This is a genomic window from Erythrobacter sp. (assembly GCF_030066995.1).
Lineage (GTDB): Bacteria > Pseudomonadota > Alphaproteobacteria > Sphingomonadales > Sphingomonadaceae > Erythrobacter.
Genome location: NZ_JASJAP010000001.1, coordinates 160,477 through 177,160 on the forward strand (window position 1 = coordinate 160,477; position 16,684 = coordinate 177,160).

Sequence of the window (16,684 nt, forward strand, 5' to 3'; positions counted from 1 at the left end):
GCTGGGGGATCACTCCTTGCGACTGCCTGGCTTGGTGACAGCTACGGCGGCGAGCTGCGGCGGGATGTCGGCTTCCTCGTATGTAGGGAAATCGAACGCGGCGAGCGGGTAGAAGGGGACGCCGAGATCGACGCGGCCCAGCGAGCGGTCGATCAGCGCGCATTCGGCGATGACTTCGCCGCCTTCCTTGGCGACGGCGGCAATCGCTTCGCGGCTGGAGAGGCCGGTTGTCACGACATCTTCGACCATCAGCACCCTGGCGCCTGGCTCCAGCGCAAAGCCGCGGCGCAGGTGGAAAACGCCATCGGGCCGTTCCAGAAACATCGCGTCCTTGCCGAGCGCGCGTCCGACCTCGTGGCCGATGATAAGCCCCCCCATCGCCGGGCTGACCACCACGTCGACCGCCTCGCGAAGGTCGCTGGGGATAGTCGCCACTACCGCCTCGGCCAAACGCGCGGCGCGCGCTGCGTTCATCAAAACCCGCGCGCATTGCAGGTAGTGCCCGCTATGGCGACCGGAAGACAGTTTGAAATGCCCCTCCAGTAACGCTCCGCTGGCGCGGAATTCCGCGAGCACATCGTCCATGGTCATGGTCGGAAAAGCGGTGTCGGTCATTCGGGGTGCGGATCCATTCCGGGTCAGGGAGACAGGCGAAATTGCGCAAGCGGCATGCCCCCTTGCATAAATTTCTCCCTAGAAGCGCTTGAGGGTGTGAGCAAGCGCGGCTAATGGAGCGTCACCGTCGGCCGAAGTGTCGATGGACCGCCCCCGATGACGGATCGGCTTGAAAAGAGCAGGACGCGGGGCGTGATGGGATTAAAATTGGATAGCATTGGGCACATTGAGATGGGTCAACAACTCGGCCGGATTAAGGTCACCCTGCTTGCGCTGGCGGCGCTTCTGAGCGCGGCCTTTGCGCCTGCGGCGCTCGCGCAAGACAACGAAGCCCCCACCGCGCAAGAGCTTGCGGAAGGGGCCGAAGCGGTGGCGGAGGCGGTCGCCCCGCCCGCCTACACGCCGATGGCGCCGACCCTCGACAAGGGCATGCCGACCGACCCGCGCGCCGACACCGAAGGCGCGATGTTCAAGTCGCTGACGTTCCAGGACCAGTACACCGAAACCGGCGCCTACGCGCTGTGGATGCACGACTACTTCCTGCTGCCGGTGATCACCTTCATCAGCCTGCTGGTGCTTGGCCTGCTGCTGTACACGATCGTCCGGTTCAGCCGCCGCGCCAACCCGCAGCCTTCGAAGACGACCCACAACACCGCTATCGAAGTGATCTGGACGATCCTGCCGGCGGCCATCCTGGTCGTTATCGCGGTACCGTCGATGACGCTGCTGGCGCGTCAGTATGAGACGCCGCCCGAGGACGCTGTTACGATTAAGGCGATCGGCTATCAGTGGTATTGGGGGTACGAATATCCTGATCATGGCGGCTTCGAAGTCGTCTCCAACATGAAGTCGGCCGAAGACGCGCTTGCCGATGGCGAACCCTTCCAACTGGCGGTGGACAACCGCATGGTTGTGCCGGCGGGCGTTCCGCTGCGTATCCAGACCACCGCCGCCGATGTGATCCACGCGTTCTCGGTGCCCTCGCTGTGGTTCAAGCAGGATGCGATCCCGGGGCGTCTCAACGAAAAGCTGCTCACCATCGAAGAGCCTGGCGTCTATTACGGGCAATGTTCCGAGCTGTGCGGCACACTGCACGGCTACATGCCGATCGCCGTGGAGGCCTTGCCGATGGACGAGTTCGAGGCGTGGATCCTCGAACAGGGCGGCGAGCTCCCTGGCGCAGCCGATGCGGAGCCTGAGGCCCCGGTTGAAGAAGCAACCGCCGAAGGGGCGTCGGGCAACTGAGCGCGCGGCCTGCCATCGAAGTTTTGACTGTTAGTTGCGAAGCGGAAAGTATCTGAACCATGGCCACCACTGCTGAAGGTTTCCAGGCGCATCACGATGATCACGCGCATGGCGCGGATCACAAGCCGGGCTTCTTTGCCCGTTGGTTCATGTCGACCAATCACAAGGATATCGGCAGCCTCTACCTGATCTTCGCGATTATCGCGGGGATTGTCGGCGGGGCGATTTCGGGCATCATGCGCGCCGAGCTGGCCGCGCCGGGCATTCAGTATCTGTGGTGGTGGGCCGGTTCCTCGCCCGATGATCTCGCGGCGGCGGGGCACATGTGGAACGTGTTCATTACCGCGCACGGCCTGATCATGGTGTTCTTCATGGTCATGCCGGCGATGATTGGCGGGTTTGGCAACTGGTTCGTGCCGCTCATGATCGGCGCCCCCGACATGGCGTTTCCGCGCATGAACAACGTCTCTTTCTGGTTGACGGTGGCGGGCTTTTTCAGCCTGCTGTTCTCCATGTTCGTTCCGGGAGGCGGCGGCATGGGCGCTGGCGTTGGCTGGACGGTCTACGCGCCGCTCTCGACAACCGGTGCGCCCGGCCCGGCGGTCGACTTTGCGATCTTCTCGCTGCACCTCGCCGGTGCGGGCTCGATACTTGGAGCGACCAACTTCATCACCACCATCTTCAACATGCGCGCGCCGGGTATGACCCTGCACAAGATGCCGCTGTTTGTGTGGTCGGTGCTGGTCACCGCCTTCCTGCTGCTGCTCGCGCTGCCGGTTCTGGCCGCCGCGATCACCATGCTGCTGACCGACCGTAACTTCGGGACGACCTTCTTCGATCCGGCCGGTGGCGGTGATCCGGTTCTCTACCAGCACCTGTTCTGGTTCTTTGGCCACCCCGAGGTTTACATCATGATCCTGCCGGGCTTCGGCATGATCAGCCAGATCGTCGCGACTTTCAGCCGCAAGCCTGTGTTCGGCTATCTCGGCATGGCCTACGCCATGGTCGCGATCGGTGTTGTAGGCTTCATCGTGTGGGCGCACCATATGTACACGGTCGGCCTCGACGTGAACACGAAGATGTACTTCACCGCCGCGACGATGGTAATCGCCGTTCCGACGGGCGTGAAAATCTTCAGCTGGATCGCGACGATGTGGGGCGGCAGCCTTGAATTCAAGTCGCCGATGGTCTGGTCGCTGGGCTTCATCTTCCTGTTCACCGTGGGCGGTGTGACCGGCGTTGTGCTCGCCAATGGCGGCATCGACGACAATCTGCACGACACCTATTATGTCGTCGCGCACTTCCACTACGTGCTTTCGATGGGCGCGGTGTTCTCGATGTTTGCCGGCTTCTATTACTGGTTTCCGAAGATGAGCGGGCGGATGCATTCCGAGCTGCTGAGCCACATTCACTTCTGGCTGTTCTTCATCGGCGTGAACGTGGTGTTCTTCCCGCAGCACTTCCTGGGCATGCAGGGTATGCCGCGCCGCTATCCCGACTACGCCGAAGCGTTCACCTTCTGGCACGAGATCAGCACGCTGGGCTACTGGATCACCGCGGCCTCGCTCATCCCGTTCTTCGTCAATATCGGCTACGCGCTGTTTGCGGGACGCCAGCCCGGCAACAACCCGTGGGGTGAGGGCGCAACGACGCTCGAATGGACGCTGTCGAGCCCGCCGCCGTTCCACCAGTTCGAGACCCTCCCCGTGATCGAGGATCATCACGACTATCACGATCACAGCTCGGGCGCGGCTCCGCAGCCAGCGGAGTGACCGGGCAGCCGGGGCGTGAGGCAATGCCCCCGGTTGTCGAGAATACGACAAGGGGAGCGCGCCTCGCAGGGGCGCGCTCTTTTTCGAAAGCAGATTTAGACCGACTATGACCGCAACCCAGAGCCCGACGCAGATCCAGACGCTCCCGGCGGAGTGGCGCGACTTCTTCGCGCTGACCAAGCCGCGCGTGATGACGCTGGTGATCTTCACCGCGATCTGCGGTCTGCTGGCCGCGCCCGGTTCGATCCACCCGGTGCTGGGTTTCACCGCTGTGCTTGCCATCGCCATGGGGGCGGGCGGCTCGGCGGTCCTCAACCAGTGGTGGGAAGCCGACCTCGACGCCGGGATGAAGCGCACCGCCAAGCGCCCGCTGCCCACCGGCCGCGTTCGGCGCGAGGACGCGCGCGATTTCGGGCTGTTCCTCTCGGGTGTCTCGATCTTCCTGATGGGCGTTGCGGTCGGCTGGCTCGCCGCCGCGCTGCTGCTGGCCGCGATCCTCTATTACGCGGTGATCTACACGATGTGGCTCAAGCCCACGACCCCGCAGAACATCGTCATCGGCGGCGGTGCGGGCGCGTTCCCGCCCCTGATCGGCTGGGTCGCGGTAACGGGCGAGGTGACAGCGATGCCGATCCTGCTGTTCGCGATCATCTTCTTCTGGACCCCGCCGCACTTCTGGGCGCTCGCGCTGTTCGTGAAGACCGATTACGCCAAGGTCGGCATTCCGATGCTGCCCGTCGTTGCGGGCGAGCGGGTGACGCGCAATCACATCTGGGTCTACACGCTGGTGCTTGCACCGATTGCGGTTGCGCCGTGGCTGATCGGGGGGACAAGCTGGATTTACGGGACCACCGCCGTGGCCCTCTCTTTGCTCTTCATCGCGCTGGCGCTGCCGGTAGCGCGCCGTGACACCGCCACGAACGCGCCCGATCCGATGGTCGAGGAAAAGCGCCTGTTCAAGTTCAGCATCGTTTACCTCTTCGCGCTGTTCGCCTCACTCGTCGCGGACCGCGTTCTGGAGACGCAAGGGTTGATCGGCCCCGGTATCCTTGCCGGAGGTATCCTCGGATGACGCCCGAGGAAGAAGCCGAATTCAAGCGCCGCCAGAAAGCGCGCAACCTGGTTGTGGCGGGCGCGCTCCTGTTCTTTGTCGTGCTGTTCTACCTAATCACCATCGCGCGGCTGGGGTCGCAATAATGGTGGGCGTGGCTCTCGACCCTCAAACCCAGCGCGCCAACACGCGCACGGGGCTCATGGCCTTCGCGCTGGCTTGCGCCATGGTGGGGCTCGGCTTTGCCTCGGTCCCGCTCTATCGCCTGTTCTGCCAGGTCACCGGTTTTGGAGGCACCACCCAGATTGCCAGCGAAACCGAGGCCGCGCGCGCCGCCGCGGCTGCGACGGGCAAGACCATGTCGATCCGCTTCGATGGCTCGACTGCGGTCGACGTGCCGTGGAGCTTCCGGCCCAGCCAGCCGACCGACACGGTCACGATCGGTCAGCGCGACATGGCCACCTATGTCGCGCGCAACGATGGCGACTATCCGATCACCGGCACGGCGACCTTCAACGTCGAACCGGCGCAGGCGGGGCTCTATTTTCACAAGGTCCAATGCTTCTGTTTCACCGAACAGACGCTGGAGCCGGGACAGGAAGTCCAGATGCCGGTCGTCTATTATGTCGACCCCGCGATCCTCGAAGACGACTTCATGGCACACGTCGAACAGATCACATTGAGTTACACTTTTCATCGCGCGAAAGACCCCGTATCGACGGGCGATGCGCGTAGCGTAAACTAAACCACTGGCCAGCGACGGGAAACGCACAATGGGCGGACAAGTAAACCACGACTATCACATTCTCGAACCCGATATCTGGCCGCTGATCGGCTCGCTTTCGGCGCTGACCTTCACCAGCGGCATGGTGCTCAATTTCTATCCCGACCAGTTCGGCGTTGTGGGACCGGTTGTGATGTGGGCGGGCCTTGCGGGCCTGCTGGCGACCTTCTTCTTCTGGTTCCGCAACATCGTGATCGAGGCGCAGCGCGGCGACCACACCCCCATCGTCCAGCTGCACATGCGCTATGGCATGATCCTGTTCATCGCCTCGGAGGTGATGTTCTTCGTCGGCTGGTTCTGGGCGTTCTTCGATTTCTCGCTGTTCCCCGCGCCGCTCGAATACCTCGCCGACAGCGACACCACCGAGAACCTCTTCATCACGCAGGGCGACACCAGCCTGGGCGAGCGCGTGCCCAATGGCATGGAAGTGCTCGACGCCTTCCAACTGCCGCTGCTTAATACGATCATCCTGCTGTGCTCGGGCACGACGGTGACATGGGCGCACCACGCGCTGATCCACGGCGATCGCACCGGCCTCAAGCAGGGCCTGTGGGCGACGATCGCTCTGGGCGTGATCTTCAGCTTCATCCAGGCCTATGAGTACAGCGTCGCGCCGTTCGGCTTTGGCGGCAACACGTTCAGCTCGGCCTTTTACATGGCCACCGGCTTCCACGGCTTTCACGTTCTGATCGGTACGATCTTCCTCGCCGTGTGCCTGTTCCGCGCCTATCAGGGCCACTTCACGCCGCGCCAGCACTTCGGCTTCGAAGCGGCGGCGTGGTACTGGCACTTTGTCGATGTGGTCTGGCTATTCCTGTTTGTCGCCATCTATGTCTGGGGCGGCTGGGGCGCGCCGGTCCATTAATGTCCGGGAGCGCGTCTCCCAAGAACACCAAAGGGCAGCCCGGTCTCATCCAGGCTGCCCTTTTCGGTATGTGCCCCCGGTGCGGCGCGCGCACCTTGTTCGAAGCGCCCGCGCAGGTGGCGGGGACATGCCGCGCCTGCGCACAGCCCCTGGCGGAGTTGGAGCGCGGCGGGCGACTTGCCGGGCTTCTCACCTTATTGATCGCCGCCTTGCTGATCACCGCGGCGATTGCACTCGACGAATACGCCCGTCCACCCATCTGGGTGCACGTCATCCTCTGGGCGCCGCTGACCGTGGGCGCGGTGCTCGGCGCGTTGCGCCTGTTCAAGACAGCGAGCGTCTATCGCCGATACGAAGCCGCGCAGGCCAAGCCATGATCCAGCGTCTTCCTCTCATTCCGACCGTTCTTGTAACGGCGGCTGTCCTTACCATGGTCGCGCTCGGTATCTGGCAAATCGGACGCGCGCAGGAGAAGGATGCGCGGATCGAGGCTCTGCAATCCCGCCCGAACGCGCCCGCCGCGCCTTATCCCTACGGCTCTTCGAGGGACGAGGCGCTGCTTTACCGCGTGCTTGAGGCGGAGTGCTCGCGGGTCCTCTCGTGGCAGCAGATCGGCGGCAAGGACGCGCAGGGGCGCACCGGCTGGCGCCAGATTGCGACCTGTCTGAACGAGCCATCGGGAGCGACATTTCTCGCCGATATGGGCGTCAGCGGCTCTCCGAACGCGAGCATCGAATGGACCGGTGGCGCTGTCACCGGTGGCTCGATCCTCGAACCCGACACGCGCGGCGTCATCGCCCTCATCCTGCGCAAACCGCGCGAGGGGCGCCTGATGGTGATTGCGCAAGACCCCGCACCGGGTCTCTCCCCGTCCAAACAGCCCGAACCGCGCGCCGAGGGAAACTCCTCCTGGGCCTACGCTGGCCAGTGGTTCTTCTTCGCCATCACCGCGCTTGTGATCTACGGCTTCGCGGTTCGCTCGCGTCTTTCGAAAACCACTTAGCGCCGCGACCCGCTTGCCCGCCGGAAACCTCGCGGCTAATCCCCGGACGCCTATGCAGTACATCTCCACCCGAGGATCGGCTCCCACCCTGGACTTCGAAGGCGCAACGCTGGCGGGGCTCGCCAGCGATGGCGGCCTTTACCTGCCCAGTGAGTGGCCGCGTTTCACACCCGAAGACATCGCCGCCATGCGGGGCCTGCCCTATCATGAGCTGGCTGCGCGGGTGATGGAGCCGTTTGTCGCCGGCAGCCTGACGCGCGAGGAACTGAGCGCGCTCACCGAGGCGGTCTACGGCGATTTCGGGCACAAGGCGGTGACGCCCCTGGTGCAGATGGACGAGACGCACTGGCTGCTTGAGCTGTTTCACGGCCCCACGCTCGCCTTCAAGGATGTGGCCCTCCAATTGCTCGGGCGATTGTTCGAGACTTTCCTTGAGCGCAGGAAACAGCGGCTTACCATTGTCGGCGCGACCAGCGGCGACACCGGCTCTGCGGCGATCCGCGCGGTCGCGGGCCTGGAGCGGGTCGAGATCTTCATGCTGCATCCCAAGGGGCGGGTGAGCGAGGTCCAGCGCCGCCAGATGACGACGGTGCGCGCGCCCAATGTCCACAACCTTGCGATCGAGGGCAGCTTTGACGACGCGCAGCGCCATGTGAAGCGCATGTTCGGCGACACGCATGTGAACGGCGTGCTCAACCTTGGCGCGGTGAACTCGATCAATTGGGCGCGCCTGATGGCGCAGGTCGTCTACTATTTCTACGCCGGGCTCCAGCTCGGTGCGCCCGAGCGCGCGGCAGCCTATAGCGTGCCGACGGGCAATTTCGGCGATGTGTTTGCAGGCTATGTCGCGGGCTGCATGGGCCTGCCGATTGAGCGGCTGATTGTCGCAACGAACATCAACGATATTCTCCACCGCGCTCTGAAGGACGGCGATTATTCGGCCGGGGAGGTGACACCCACCCAGACCCCGTCGATGGATATTCAGGTAAGCTCGAACTTCGAGCGGCTGCTGTTCGATTGCGGCGGGCGCGATGGCGCGGCCATGGCCGCGCAGATGGCGGGCTTTGAGAGAGCGCGCGCGATGCAGCTTACCAACAGCCAGCGCGAAGGCGCGGCGGCGATCTTCGCCAGCGCCAGCGCCGATCCCGACGCAACTGTGCGCGCGATGCAATGGGCGCAGCGCGGCGCGGCGCAGGTGATCGATCCGCACACCGCCGTAGGCCTCCACGCCAGCCTTGCCTTGGTCGAGGACGGGACGCTTGAGCGCGGCGTGCCCGTCGTGACGCTAGCGACCGCGCATCCCGCCAAATTCCGCGACGCTGTGGAACGCGCCGTGGGCGTTCGGCCTAGCCTTCCCACGCGGGTGGGCGATCTCTTCGGGCGCGAGGAGAGCTTCAGCGAGATCTCAGGCGACTATGAAGCGAGCCGGGATTTCGTGCTGGAAAACGCCGCCGGGCGCCTCGATTCCGCCTCCGCCACAGCCTGATGGCCGACCTGCGCCGCGACCCTGTTCTCATGGAATGCCACGGGTGGGACGCCTATCGCTTGCTCGACAGCGGGGCGGGGCGCAAATACGAAGCGTTCGGGCCGCAGCGCTTCATCCGCCCGGAGCCGCAGGCCCTCTGGCAACCGCGCCTTTCCCAATGGCCGGCGGCGGGTGAATTCATACCGGGTTCCGATGAAGATGGCGGCGGGCGCTGGGTGATGGAGCCGGGGGCTGCCGAGACGCGGTGGACCTTGCGCTGGCACGAGGTTTCTTTCACCGCGCAGCCCACGCCGTTTCGCCACCTGCAATTCTTCCCCGACATGGCCCCGGTGTGGGCATGGATGGGAGAGCAACTGGCGGGCTGCGAGAGCGCGCAGACGATGAACCTGTTCGGCTATACCGGGCTCGGTACGCTGGCTCTCAGCGAATTCGGGCCGGTCACCCATGTCGATGCGTCGAAGAAGTCGGTTGCGCAGGCGCGCGCGAACGCCGCGCTTTCCGGGATGGAGGACCGCCCGATCCGCTGGCTCGTCGATGACGCGGCCAAATTCGCCGCGCGCGAGGTGCGGCGCAAGAAACGCTACGATGGCATTATCCTCGACCCTCCCAAATTCGGTCGCGGGCCGAAGAACGAGACCTGGCGGCTCGAAGAGGGGCTCCCCGGCCTGATCGGCGATTGCGCGAAGCTGCTCGACGCGGACAGCCGTTTTCTGTTCCTCACCGTCTACGCCGTGCGCATGAGCAGCGTGGCGCTTGCCGGTCTGCTGCACGAAGCGCTGGGACACCTTCCCGGTCTCATCGAGCACGGCGATCTGACGGTGCGCGAGGAGGCGATTGAAGGCGCGCAGGAGCGCTTGTTGCCCACAGCCATCTTCGCGCGCTGGAGCAATCCGCGCTAAGGGCGCGCGCACGATGACCATGACCGATTCTCTCACGCTCGAAGTCGCCGATCTCGAAGTCGATTGTCTAACCGGCATCTATTCCGAGGAGACCGGCAATCCCCAGCCGCTGCGCATCACGGTGCAGGCGCGCTACGATGTTGCGGACCGCTACGATCCCGAAACGCCGCTGGACGCGAGCAAGAACTATATGCACCTCAAACACGCGGCCTCCGATGGCCTGCCGCCCGGCGTCCATTTCAAGCTGATCGAAGCAGTGGCGGATCACATCTGCGAGACGCTGTTCGTGCAGGACCGACGGGTTCAGGCCGTGACGGTGAAGATCATCAAGCTCGCCATCGCGGAAGGCAACGAGAAGATCGGCATCACCCTCCACCGCGAGCGTCCGGCGGATTGATGGGCGCGGCGCGGCATTTCGAGCTGAGCGCGGGCGAGGGTTCACAAGGGCGCAGTCCGCTGGAAGCGCATGAGGCGTTCATGATGCGGGGCCTTGGTCTGGTTCGCCAGACGATCCAGAGCCCGGACGTCGCCTCGCTGACGATCACACTCCCGCCCGCCGGTTCCGACCACGACGCGTGGCGCCGCGCCCTCGCGGGCGATCTGGCGCGTGAGTACACGCCCAAGCGGGTCAACATTGCCGCCGGCAAGGAAGGCAAAGCACTGGACACGATCCTTGCGTATTTGAGGGATGCGCCCGGCGTCACCGGGCAGTATATTCAGGCGCATGACTGACATTCGGCAGCGCGATGTGATGGATTTGGCGCGGACGGCCCCCGCGCGCCCTCTCGTCGACGCCTTCCAGCGCCGGATCACCTATCTACGCCTTTCGGTCACGGACCGCTGCGATCTGCGCTGCACCTATTGCATGCCCGAGCGCATGACCTTCCTGCCGCGCAAGGACGTGCTGACCCTGGAAGAGCTTTACGATCTTGCGACTGGTTTCATCGCGCGCGGCGTCACCAAGATCCGCATCACCGGCGGCGAACCGCTGGTACGGCGCGACATCGTCGATCTGTTCCGCGCACTGGGCCGCCATCTCGTCTCGCGGGGCGGCGCGTTGAAGGAGCTGACCCTCACCACCAACGCAACGCAGCTTGGCGCGCACGCCGAGGATCTGGCCAAAGCCGGCGTGGAGCGCGTCAACATCTCGCTCGACACGCTGGATCGCGAGCACTTCGAGCGGCTCACCCGGCGCGACGCTCTGCCACAGGTGCTGGAGGGGATCGCGGCGGCCAAGGACGCGGGGCTCAAGGTCAAACTGAACGCGGTGGCCCTGAAGGGCGTGAACGAGGACGAGATCGAGGGCCTGATCGCCTGGGCGCACGGGCAGGGGCACGATGTGACGCTGATCGAAGTGATGCCGCTGGGCGATGTGGAGGAGGAACGGCTCGACCAGTATCTCCCGCTCGACGCAGTCAAATCGCGGCTGGAGCAGCGTTGGACGCTTGAACCCAGCGACGCCAGCACCGGCGGCCCCGCGCGTTACTGGGACATTGCCGAGACCGGCGGGCGCCTTGGCCTTATCACCCCGCACACCGGCAATTTCTGCGAGGGCTGCAACCGCTTGCGCGTGACGGCGACGGGTCAGCTCTATCCGTGCCTGGGCGGGGCGGAGCGCGTGGACCTGCGCGCCGCCTTGCGCTCGGATGAGCCAGAGAAGCAGGTTGCCGAGGCTCTCAATCGCGCGCTCACGATCAAGCCCGAAAAGCACCATTTCCGGATGGACCAGCGCGGCGCCGCGCCGCACCTGCCGCGCCACATGTCGATGACGGGAGGCTGAGCGGAGATGGCGGTGACAGTCCTTTTTCTCGGACCTTTGCGCGATCTTGCGGGCGAGCCATCGCGCAAGGTTACCGCGCCGCTCGACTGGGCGGGGCTCTTGCAAGCGGTGGGGCCCGAGGTCGCCGCGCAGCTGGGCGAGGAACGCGTCAACGTTGCGTGCGCGGGCCGCGTTCTGGGCGACAAGACCGCGCTGCAGGCCAAGGACGGCGACGAGGTTGCGTTGCTGCCCCCGGTCTCGGGCGGCTGAGCGGCACGTTACGATCGCCATGAAGGACGTCCGCCTTCTTCACCAGCCGTTCCTTCCTGGTAGCCTGATCGGCCCCTTCACCAACTCCAATCCGGGGCTGGGCGGCGTGTGCACCTTTGTGGGCGAGGTTCGCAGCGGCGATAGGGACGACCCGCAGGGGCCGGTCGAGGCGCTGGAGCTTTCGCATTACGAACCGCTCACGCTTGAAGGGATGCAGACCCTCGCGGACGCCGCGCTGGAGCGCTTCGATCTGATGGGCCTGCTGATGGTCCACCGCGTCGGCGTCATGCATCCGGGCGAACCGATCGTCTGCGTCAGCGCCGCCGCCCGCCATCGCCGCGGGGCCATCGATGCGGTCGATTTCTGCATGGACCACCTCAAATGCGCCGCTTGGTTCTGGAAACGTGAGCGTCGCGCCAGTGAGAAGGGCGGCGAGTGGCGCTGGATCGAACCACGCGCGGACGATTACGCGGATCTGGAGCGCTGGAAGTAGCGGCCTGCACCAGTGCCCCGGCGCGTTTGATCCAGATCAAGGTCGCGCTCCGCACGCCTGGTTATGTCTCCTCCTTGTAAGGAGAAGCCTCATGACCGATCAGATTCAAACCCGGCTCGACAGCGGACAAGCGCGTGTGGTGGAGGGGCCGGCATCGGCCAGGGCTCCGCGTCATCAGGTTGAAGTGGATCAGAATTTCGGCCTGCCGACCCGGCTCTTTGGCGTGACGGTGGCGTGCTATCTCGGCTTTCTGGGCCTGATGCTGGCCTCGTTCGCCGCGCCTATGCTGGCGATCCCGATGGTCATCTTTGCCGGCTTCATTGTCGCTGGCTTTGGCGTGCCGACAATCTGGACGCGCCTCGCCGGAAACAAGACAAAGCCGCTTTCCTACGGTCAGTTCCAGAACGAGGGTGTGATGACCCACACCGGTCGCTGCGCCCCGCGCGATGCGGCGATCCAGATGCTGATACTTCCCGTCCTGATTGTGTTCTGGGGCATAGCGATTGCGATTATCGCAGCTCTTGTCGGCTGAAGAGTCCTTACCTCACCGGCCCGACAAGTCTGCGAGAAGCGCGGGATCGAGCACATCGATCCCGCGCTTTCCGGTGCGTTTGATGGCGCCGCTTGCTTCGATATCGCCCAGCTTTCGGCTGACCGTTTCAATCGTCAGGCCCAGCATGTTGGCGATTTCGCCGCGTGTGAGCGGCAGTTCGAAATGCGCCGCCGCGTGGCATGAGGACTGGCTGGCGGAGCGGGAAAAATCGTGCAGCAGCGCGGCCAGGCGGGTTTCGGCCGAGGCGTGACCGGTGAGTTCGAGCAGGCCGCGCGTTGCCAGCAAATCCTCCTGGCTGCGGCGAAGCAGGGCCCGGGTCAGAGCGGGGTAACTCTCGATCGCGGCTTCGAAATCGCGCCGCGCAAAGGTGCACAACCGGCTCTCGGTCAACGCGACCACATCGTGATGCGCAAACGGTGCGAACAGCTCGCCGATAAAGCCGGCGGGGTGCACGAGCGCAAGGATCTGTTCATTGCCGTCCGCGTCGATCGCCGAGACCTTCAGCGCGCCGCTGACCAGCGTGGCGCAGGCGGCTTCCTCATCGCCGGCGGCAAACAGCATTTCGCCGCGTTTCAGCACGCGCGTGCGGCCCGCCGCCACCATCGCCTCGCGCTCTTCCGGCGTCAGCACCGCGCACGCGGCGGTTTCCCTCACAGGGCAATCTTCGCAACCGAGTTGAACCGTGGCCATGTGCGTGTTTGTCCCGTCCCGTCCTGTGTGTCTAGCGGCTCAATTCCGCGCCCAACTGGGCGAGAATACGCGCCTGCCTCTCAAGTTCTTGAAGCAGGATCGTCTGAGTTTCGGCGATGCTGGCAAGATCGCCTTGCCCGGTGCCCGTCTCCGTGCCGCTGGACGCCTCGCTCGACGCTGGCGCCGCCTGCGCTACTCTCGCGGCGAGCCAGTCGAGGTCTGCGAGCGCGAGCTGCCCCTCGTTGTGATGGGCTGTGAGATCGGCAAAGCGCACTTCGGCGTCGGCTCTTCGCCGCGATTCGGCGCTGGTGCCGGACGCGGCGCGCACCAGCGCGCGAGTGGGTTCGACATTAGCGGTAAACGCTGCGCCAGCCGTCTGCGCACGCGCGTCGATGGCGGCAAGCCGCGCGCCGATTTCCCGCGGCATCGCTTCTTGGCCCGCGTCAAGATCGGGCATGGCCGGCACCGCGACGGTGGGAAAGCGCGCGGTTACGCGCGTGCCGGTGGCCGTCTGCTCGCTCATCGTGGGCAGGGCGAAGGAGGGATAATCGGCCGAAGAGCCCGCGCACGCGGTGACCGCACAGGCGCACGCGAGCGCGCCGCCAATCTTCGCGGGCAGGCCTTGAAAGGCGGTGAATTTGGCCTTGTGAATCATGATCCCGGTTGGCTCTAACACGCGCGCTCGCCGCGCGATAGACACCGTAACGCGGCGCTTGTAAGGCAAACTGGACACCCGCTCCGGAGCTTCGGGGCGCTCGGCGCGAGCAACTTGCGAAGCGATAGGCGTTGACTTGGCCAACCCTTTCCCTTAACGGCACCCATCTTTCCGGGGCTGCTTGTGACGCGGCACCGCAATGGCGTTTGGTCCATGGGCTTTCGCGCTCGAGGCTGAACACACACGCAAGATTGAGAGTTTTAAAGCCATGTTCGCGATAGTGCGCACAGGCGGCAAGCAATATCGGGTTGCCGCCGGAGACAAGATTGCCGTTGAGAAGCTTGCTGGCGAGGCCGGTGAGACGATCACGCTGGATGACGTGCTTTTGGCGGGTGAGGGCGATTCGATCGCTGATGCGTCCAAGGTTACCGTGTCGGCTGAAATCATCGCTCAGGCCAAGAGCGAAAAGGTCGTCATCTTCAAGAAGCGTCGCCGCCACAATTACCGTCGCAAGGCGGGCCATCGTCAGTCGATGACGCTCCTGCGCATTACCGATGTGGGCACCGGCGCCAAGAAAGCGCCCGCCAAGAAGGCGGCGGCTCCCAAGACGAAGACCGCAACGGCGGACACGCAATCCGAAGCCAAGGCTGCGCCGGCGAAGAAGGCTCCGGCCAAGAAGGCTCCGGTAAAGAAGACGGCGGCGGCTGACACGAAACCGGCGGCGAAGAAAGCCCCGGCCAAGAAGGCCCCCGCAAAGAAGGCTGCACCGAAGAAGTCTGCGCCCAAGAAGGCCAGCGACGATTCGGCCGAGACGAAGTAAGGATCAGGACCCATGGCACATAAGAAAGCAGGCGGTTCATCGCGCAACGGCCGCGATTCAAACCCCAAATATCTCGGTGTGAAGAAGTTCGGCGGCCAGAGCGTGGTCGGCGGCAACATCCTCGTGCGTCAGCGCGGCACCAAGTTCTACCCGGGCGCCAATGTTGGCCTCGGCCGCGACCACACGCTCTTCGCGCTCGAAGACGGCGTGGTCCGATTCCACAAGGGCAAGCTTGGTCGCAAATACGTGTCGGTCGACATGATTGCGCAAGCAGCCGAATAACCGGACGTTCCAGACAAGAGGATCGTCCAACGGGGCGGTCCTGGCCGACGTTTTCAAGTCGGCGTTGATGAGGGAGAAGGGCCACCCCGATTGCCGGGGGAGCCGTCTCCCTCTTCGCGTATCTCCCTCGTCTCGTCGTGTAATATTATGTCACGGCCATGAAAACGTCACGCATTTGCGTTATAGATCGCGCAGCGGGGCGAGAGAGGACAAACCCGTGTTCCATAGAAGCCCAAGACTGCTGTTGCGGCCCATCTGGCCTGAGGATTGGAAACTGGTGCTGGGCGGTATCGCCGACGAGGGGGTCGTGCGAAACCTGGCCCGAGCGCCTTGGCCTTACAAGGAAGACGACGCGCGCAGGTTCACCGCGCTGCCGGTTGAGCCGCATGTCCCGCGCTTCCTGATCACCCGCGCGCGCGACGCCTCGCTGATCGGATGTATCGGGATCGAGCGCAGCGACGCCTTCGAGGGCGGGCCAGATGATACGGTCGAACTGGGCTATTGGATCGCGCGCCAGCACTGGAGACGCGGCTACGCCACCGAGGCGGGCCGCGCGGTGCTCGAGATCGCCCGCACGCTGGGCTACACTCAGGTGATGGCGATGCACTTTCTCGATAATCCCGCCTCGGGCCGGGTGCTCAAGAAGCTCGGCTTTTGCGCAACCGGTGTCGTGACCCAGCGACATTCGTGCGGGCGCGGAGGCAAGGCGGCGGCGCGTGAGTTCCGGCTCGATCTGCAGGACGCTGGGGTAAGCGTGCAACAGGCCGCCTGAGCGCTGTCTGCCAGCGCGCAGGGCTTGCTTGTCCAAGCCCGCGATTGCGCCTAGGGAACAGCGAATGACGGCTCGCAAACGGCTAACGCCCGAAGAATCCCGTGCCTCCGCCCTTGAAGCGGCGCGCGCGCTCCTCATCGAAACCGGCCCGCAATCGGTGACCTTGAAGGCGGTTGCGACCCGGATCGGGCGCACGCACGCCAATCTGCTGCACCATTTCGGCTCCGCCTCCGGCCTGCAAAAGGAGCTGGCCGGACACCTGGCGCGCACGGTGTGCGAGACGATCAAGGAGGCGGTGCACGCGAGCCGCGCCGGGCTGGGCTCGGCGCGCGAGGTTGTCGATCTGACCTTTGATGCGTTCGACCGCGAGGGGGCCGGCGCGCTTACCAGCTGGATGCTGCTGACCGGAAACGAGGACGCGCTCGCGCCGATTATCACCACCATCCACGAACTCGTCGATGACATCGCGACCGAAGAGGCGGGCGGCAACGCCGAAGAACAGCAGGTTCATCGCAGCACGCTCAATCTGGTGTTGCTGGCGCTGGGCGACGCGCTGATCGGCGCGGCGCTGGCAAAATCGCTCGGCCTTCCGCGCGACGCCGCGCGCGAGAGGGCGCAGCAGGCGCTTGAGGCCTCGATGGATCGCTATCAGTCGGCGACCTAAGCTTTC

Annotated in this window: 23 protein-coding genes; 20 read left to right on the forward strand and 3 right to left on the reverse strand. The window is 64.7% G+C overall.

The window, feature by feature from the left end:
* Positions 1-9 precede the first annotated feature (9 nt).
* A complete protein-coding gene (gene pyrE / locus QNI87_RS00800) occupies positions 10-591 on the reverse strand; it encodes an orotate phosphoribosyltransferase (protein WP_300595271.1) in 582 nt (193 codons plus the stop codon).
* Between the two features lie 255 nt (positions 592-846).
* Here pyrE and coxB point away from each other — a divergent pair, with 255 nt between their 5' ends.
* From coxB to QNI87_RS00880, 16 genes are all read left to right on the forward strand, one after another.
* A complete protein-coding gene (coxB, locus tag QNI87_RS00805) occupies positions 847-1,860 on the forward strand; it encodes a cytochrome c oxidase subunit II (RefSeq protein ID WP_300592633.1) in 1,014 nt (337 codons plus the stop codon).
* A 59-nt stretch (positions 1,861-1,919) separates the two neighbouring features.
* Positions 1,920-3,632, forward strand: a complete 1,713-nt coding sequence (gene ctaD, locus QNI87_RS00810; RefSeq protein WP_300592636.1) for a cytochrome c oxidase subunit I — start codon at positions 1,920-1,922, stop codon at positions 3,630-3,632.
* A gap of 106 nt (positions 3,633-3,738) precedes the next feature.
* Complete coding sequence (locus tag QNI87_RS00815; RefSeq protein WP_300592639.1) at positions 3,739-4,704, forward strand: heme o synthase; 966 nt, start codon at positions 3,739-3,741, stop codon at positions 4,702-4,704.
* Positions 4,701-4,829: a hypothetical protein gene (locus QNI87_RS00820; RefSeq protein WP_300592642.1), complete on the forward strand. Its 129-nt coding sequence runs from the start codon at positions 4,701-4,703 to the stop codon at positions 4,827-4,829. Before QNI87_RS00815 ends, QNI87_RS00820 begins: the two co-directional genes overlap by 4 nt.
* Entirely contained in the window at positions 4,829-5,428 is a 600-nt protein-coding gene (locus tag QNI87_RS00825) for a cytochrome c oxidase assembly protein (protein WP_300592645.1), read from the forward strand. The genes QNI87_RS00820 and QNI87_RS00825 overlap by 1 nt, the downstream gene beginning before the upstream one ends.
* A 28-nt stretch (positions 5,429-5,456) precedes the next feature.
* Positions 5,457-6,332, forward strand: a complete 876-nt coding sequence (locus QNI87_RS00830) for a cytochrome c oxidase subunit 3 (RefSeq protein WP_300592648.1) — start codon at positions 5,457-5,459, stop codon at positions 6,330-6,332.
* The gene (locus QNI87_RS00835; protein WP_300592651.1) at positions 6,332-6,709 is read left to right on the forward strand and encodes a DUF983 domain-containing protein; all 378 of its coding nucleotides are present in this window, start codon (positions 6,332-6,334) and stop codon (positions 6,707-6,709) included. Before QNI87_RS00830 ends, QNI87_RS00835 begins: the two co-directional genes overlap by 1 nt.
* Positions 6,706-7,335, forward strand: a complete 630-nt coding sequence (locus QNI87_RS00840) for an SURF1 family cytochrome oxidase biogenesis protein (protein ID WP_300592653.1) — start codon at positions 6,706-6,708, stop codon at positions 7,333-7,335. The genes QNI87_RS00835 and QNI87_RS00840 overlap by 4 nt, the downstream gene beginning before the upstream one ends.
* Before the next feature lie 52 nt (positions 7,336-7,387).
* Positions 7,388-8,821, forward strand: a complete 1,434-nt coding sequence (gene thrC / locus QNI87_RS00845) for a threonine synthase (protein WP_300592655.1) — start codon at positions 7,388-7,390, stop codon at positions 8,819-8,821.
* Positions 8,821-9,720: a class I SAM-dependent methyltransferase gene (locus QNI87_RS00850; RefSeq protein ID WP_300592658.1), complete on the forward strand. Its 900-nt coding sequence runs from the start codon at positions 8,821-8,823 to the stop codon at positions 9,718-9,720. The genes thrC and QNI87_RS00850 overlap by 1 nt, the downstream gene beginning before the upstream one ends.
* Before the next feature lie 19 nt (positions 9,721-9,739).
* Positions 9,740-10,117: a dihydroneopterin aldolase gene (locus QNI87_RS00855; RefSeq protein ID WP_300595272.1), complete on the forward strand. Its 378-nt coding sequence runs from the start codon at positions 9,740-9,742 to the stop codon at positions 10,115-10,117.
* Positions 10,117-10,452, forward strand: a complete 336-nt coding sequence (locus tag QNI87_RS00860) for a Rossmann fold domain-containing protein (RefSeq protein WP_300592661.1) — start codon at positions 10,117-10,119, stop codon at positions 10,450-10,452. The genes QNI87_RS00855 and QNI87_RS00860 overlap by 1 nt, the downstream gene beginning before the upstream one ends.
* Positions 10,445-11,500: a GTP 3',8-cyclase MoaA gene (moaA, locus tag QNI87_RS00865; RefSeq protein ID WP_300592664.1), complete on the forward strand. Its 1,056-nt coding sequence runs from the start codon at positions 10,445-10,447 to the stop codon at positions 11,498-11,500. Before QNI87_RS00860 ends, moaA begins: the two co-directional genes overlap by 8 nt.
* A gap of 6 nt (positions 11,501-11,506) precedes the next feature.
* Entirely contained in the window at positions 11,507-11,749 is a 243-nt protein-coding gene (locus QNI87_RS00870) for a MoaD/ThiS family protein (RefSeq protein ID WP_300592667.1), read from the forward strand.
* A gap of 19 nt (positions 11,750-11,768) precedes the next feature.
* Positions 11,769-12,242, forward strand: coding sequence for a molybdenum cofactor biosynthesis protein MoaE (locus QNI87_RS00875; protein ID WP_300592669.1), 474 nt, complete (start codon positions 11,769-11,771; stop codon positions 12,240-12,242).
* A 91-nt stretch (positions 12,243-12,333) separates the two neighbouring features.
* Positions 12,334-12,774, forward strand: a complete 441-nt coding sequence (locus QNI87_RS00880) for a hypothetical protein (protein ID WP_300592672.1) — start codon at positions 12,334-12,336, stop codon at positions 12,772-12,774.
* A 12-nt stretch (positions 12,775-12,786) separates the two neighbouring features.
* Here the strand turns inward: QNI87_RS00880 and QNI87_RS00885 are convergent, their stop codons facing one another.
* Both QNI87_RS00885 and QNI87_RS00890 read right to left on the reverse strand, forming a co-directional pair.
* Positions 12,787-13,485 carry a Crp/Fnr family transcriptional regulator gene (locus QNI87_RS00885; protein WP_300592677.1) on the reverse strand — a complete coding sequence of 233 codons (699 nt, stop codon included), beginning with the start codon at positions 13,483-13,485 and terminating at the stop codon, positions 12,787-12,789.
* 31 nt (positions 13,486-13,516) lie between these two features.
* Positions 13,517-14,140 (reverse strand): hypothetical protein, encoded by a 624-nt coding sequence (locus QNI87_RS00890; protein ID WP_300592680.1) that lies wholly within the window; start codon positions 14,138-14,140, stop codon positions 13,517-13,519.
* A 268-nt stretch (positions 14,141-14,408) separates the two neighbouring features.
* Between QNI87_RS00890 and rplU the strand changes: the two genes are divergently transcribed.
* From rplU to QNI87_RS00910, 4 genes are all read left to right on the forward strand, one after another.
* On the forward strand, positions 14,409-14,960 hold the full coding sequence (gene rplU / locus QNI87_RS00895; RefSeq protein ID WP_300592682.1) for a 50S ribosomal protein L21: 552 nt from the start codon (positions 14,409-14,411) through the stop codon (positions 14,958-14,960).
* Positions 14,961-14,972: 12 nt separating this feature from the next.
* A complete protein-coding gene (gene rpmA / locus QNI87_RS00900; RefSeq protein ID WP_300592685.1) occupies positions 14,973-15,242 on the forward strand; it encodes a 50S ribosomal protein L27 in 270 nt (89 codons plus the stop codon).
* A gap of 217 nt (positions 15,243-15,459) precedes the next feature.
* Positions 15,460-16,014: a GNAT family N-acetyltransferase gene (locus QNI87_RS00905; RefSeq protein WP_300592688.1), complete on the forward strand. Its 555-nt coding sequence runs from the start codon at positions 15,460-15,462 to the stop codon at positions 16,012-16,014.
* A gap of 64 nt (positions 16,015-16,078) precedes the next feature.
* Positions 16,079-16,678 carry a TetR family transcriptional regulator gene (locus QNI87_RS00910; RefSeq protein WP_300592691.1) on the forward strand — a complete coding sequence of 200 codons (600 nt, stop codon included), beginning with the start codon at positions 16,079-16,081 and terminating at the stop codon, positions 16,676-16,678.
* Positions 16,679-16,684 lie beyond the last annotated feature (6 nt).

Excerpts from the sequence above, each read along its gene's own strand:
- pyrE (WP_300595271.1), bottom strand. The coding sequence starts at position 591 with ATGACCATGGACGATGTGCTCGCGGAATTCCGCGCCAGCGGAGCGTTA.
- coxB (WP_300592633.1), top strand. The coding sequence starts at position 847 with ATGGGTCAACAACTCGGCCGGATTAAGGTCACCCTGCTTGCGCTGGCG.
- ctaD (WP_300592636.1), top strand. The coding sequence starts at position 1,920 with ATGGCCACCACTGCTGAAGGTTTCCAGGCGCATCACGATGATCACGCG.
- QNI87_RS00815 (WP_300592639.1), top strand. The coding sequence starts at position 3,739 with ATGACCGCAACCCAGAGCCCGACGCAGATCCAGACGCTCCCGGCGGAG.
- QNI87_RS00820 (WP_300592642.1), top strand. The coding sequence starts at position 4,701 with ATGACGCCCGAGGAAGAAGCCGAATTCAAGCGCCGCCAGAAAGCGCGC.
- QNI87_RS00825 (WP_300592645.1), top strand. The coding sequence starts at position 4,829 with ATGGTGGGCGTGGCTCTCGACCCTCAAACCCAGCGCGCCAACACGCGC.
- QNI87_RS00830 (WP_300592648.1), top strand. The coding sequence starts at position 5,457 with ATGGGCGGACAAGTAAACCACGACTATCACATTCTCGAACCCGATATC.
- QNI87_RS00835 (WP_300592651.1), top strand. The coding sequence starts at position 6,332 with ATGTCCGGGAGCGCGTCTCCCAAGAACACCAAAGGGCAGCCCGGTCTC.
- QNI87_RS00840 (WP_300592653.1), top strand. The coding sequence starts at position 6,706 with ATGATCCAGCGTCTTCCTCTCATTCCGACCGTTCTTGTAACGGCGGCT.
- thrC (WP_300592655.1), top strand. The coding sequence starts at position 7,388 with ATGCAGTACATCTCCACCCGAGGATCGGCTCCCACCCTGGACTTCGAA.
- QNI87_RS00850 (WP_300592658.1), top strand. The coding sequence starts at position 8,821 with ATGGCCGACCTGCGCCGCGACCCTGTTCTCATGGAATGCCACGGGTGG.
- QNI87_RS00855 (WP_300595272.1), top strand. The coding sequence starts at position 9,740 with ATGACCGATTCTCTCACGCTCGAAGTCGCCGATCTCGAAGTCGATTGT.
- QNI87_RS00860 (WP_300592661.1), top strand. The coding sequence starts at position 10,117 with ATGGGCGCGGCGCGGCATTTCGAGCTGAGCGCGGGCGAGGGTTCACAA.
- moaA (WP_300592664.1), top strand. The coding sequence starts at position 10,445 with ATGACTGACATTCGGCAGCGCGATGTGATGGATTTGGCGCGGACGGCC.
- QNI87_RS00870 (WP_300592667.1), top strand. The coding sequence starts at position 11,507 with ATGGCGGTGACAGTCCTTTTTCTCGGACCTTTGCGCGATCTTGCGGGC.
- QNI87_RS00875 (WP_300592669.1), top strand. The coding sequence starts at position 11,769 with ATGAAGGACGTCCGCCTTCTTCACCAGCCGTTCCTTCCTGGTAGCCTG.
- QNI87_RS00880 (WP_300592672.1), top strand. The coding sequence starts at position 12,334 with ATGACCGATCAGATTCAAACCCGGCTCGACAGCGGACAAGCGCGTGTG.
- QNI87_RS00885 (WP_300592677.1), bottom strand. The coding sequence starts at position 13,485 with ATGGCCACGGTTCAACTCGGTTGCGAAGATTGCCCTGTGAGGGAAACC.
- QNI87_RS00890 (WP_300592680.1), bottom strand. The coding sequence starts at position 14,140 with ATGATTCACAAGGCCAAATTCACCGCCTTTCAAGGCCTGCCCGCGAAG.
- rplU (WP_300592682.1), top strand. The coding sequence starts at position 14,409 with ATGTTCGCGATAGTGCGCACAGGCGGCAAGCAATATCGGGTTGCCGCC.
- rpmA (WP_300592685.1), top strand. The coding sequence starts at position 14,973 with ATGGCACATAAGAAAGCAGGCGGTTCATCGCGCAACGGCCGCGATTCA.
- QNI87_RS00910 (WP_300592691.1), top strand. The coding sequence starts at position 16,079 with ATGACGGCTCGCAAACGGCTAACGCCCGAAGAATCCCGTGCCTCCGCC.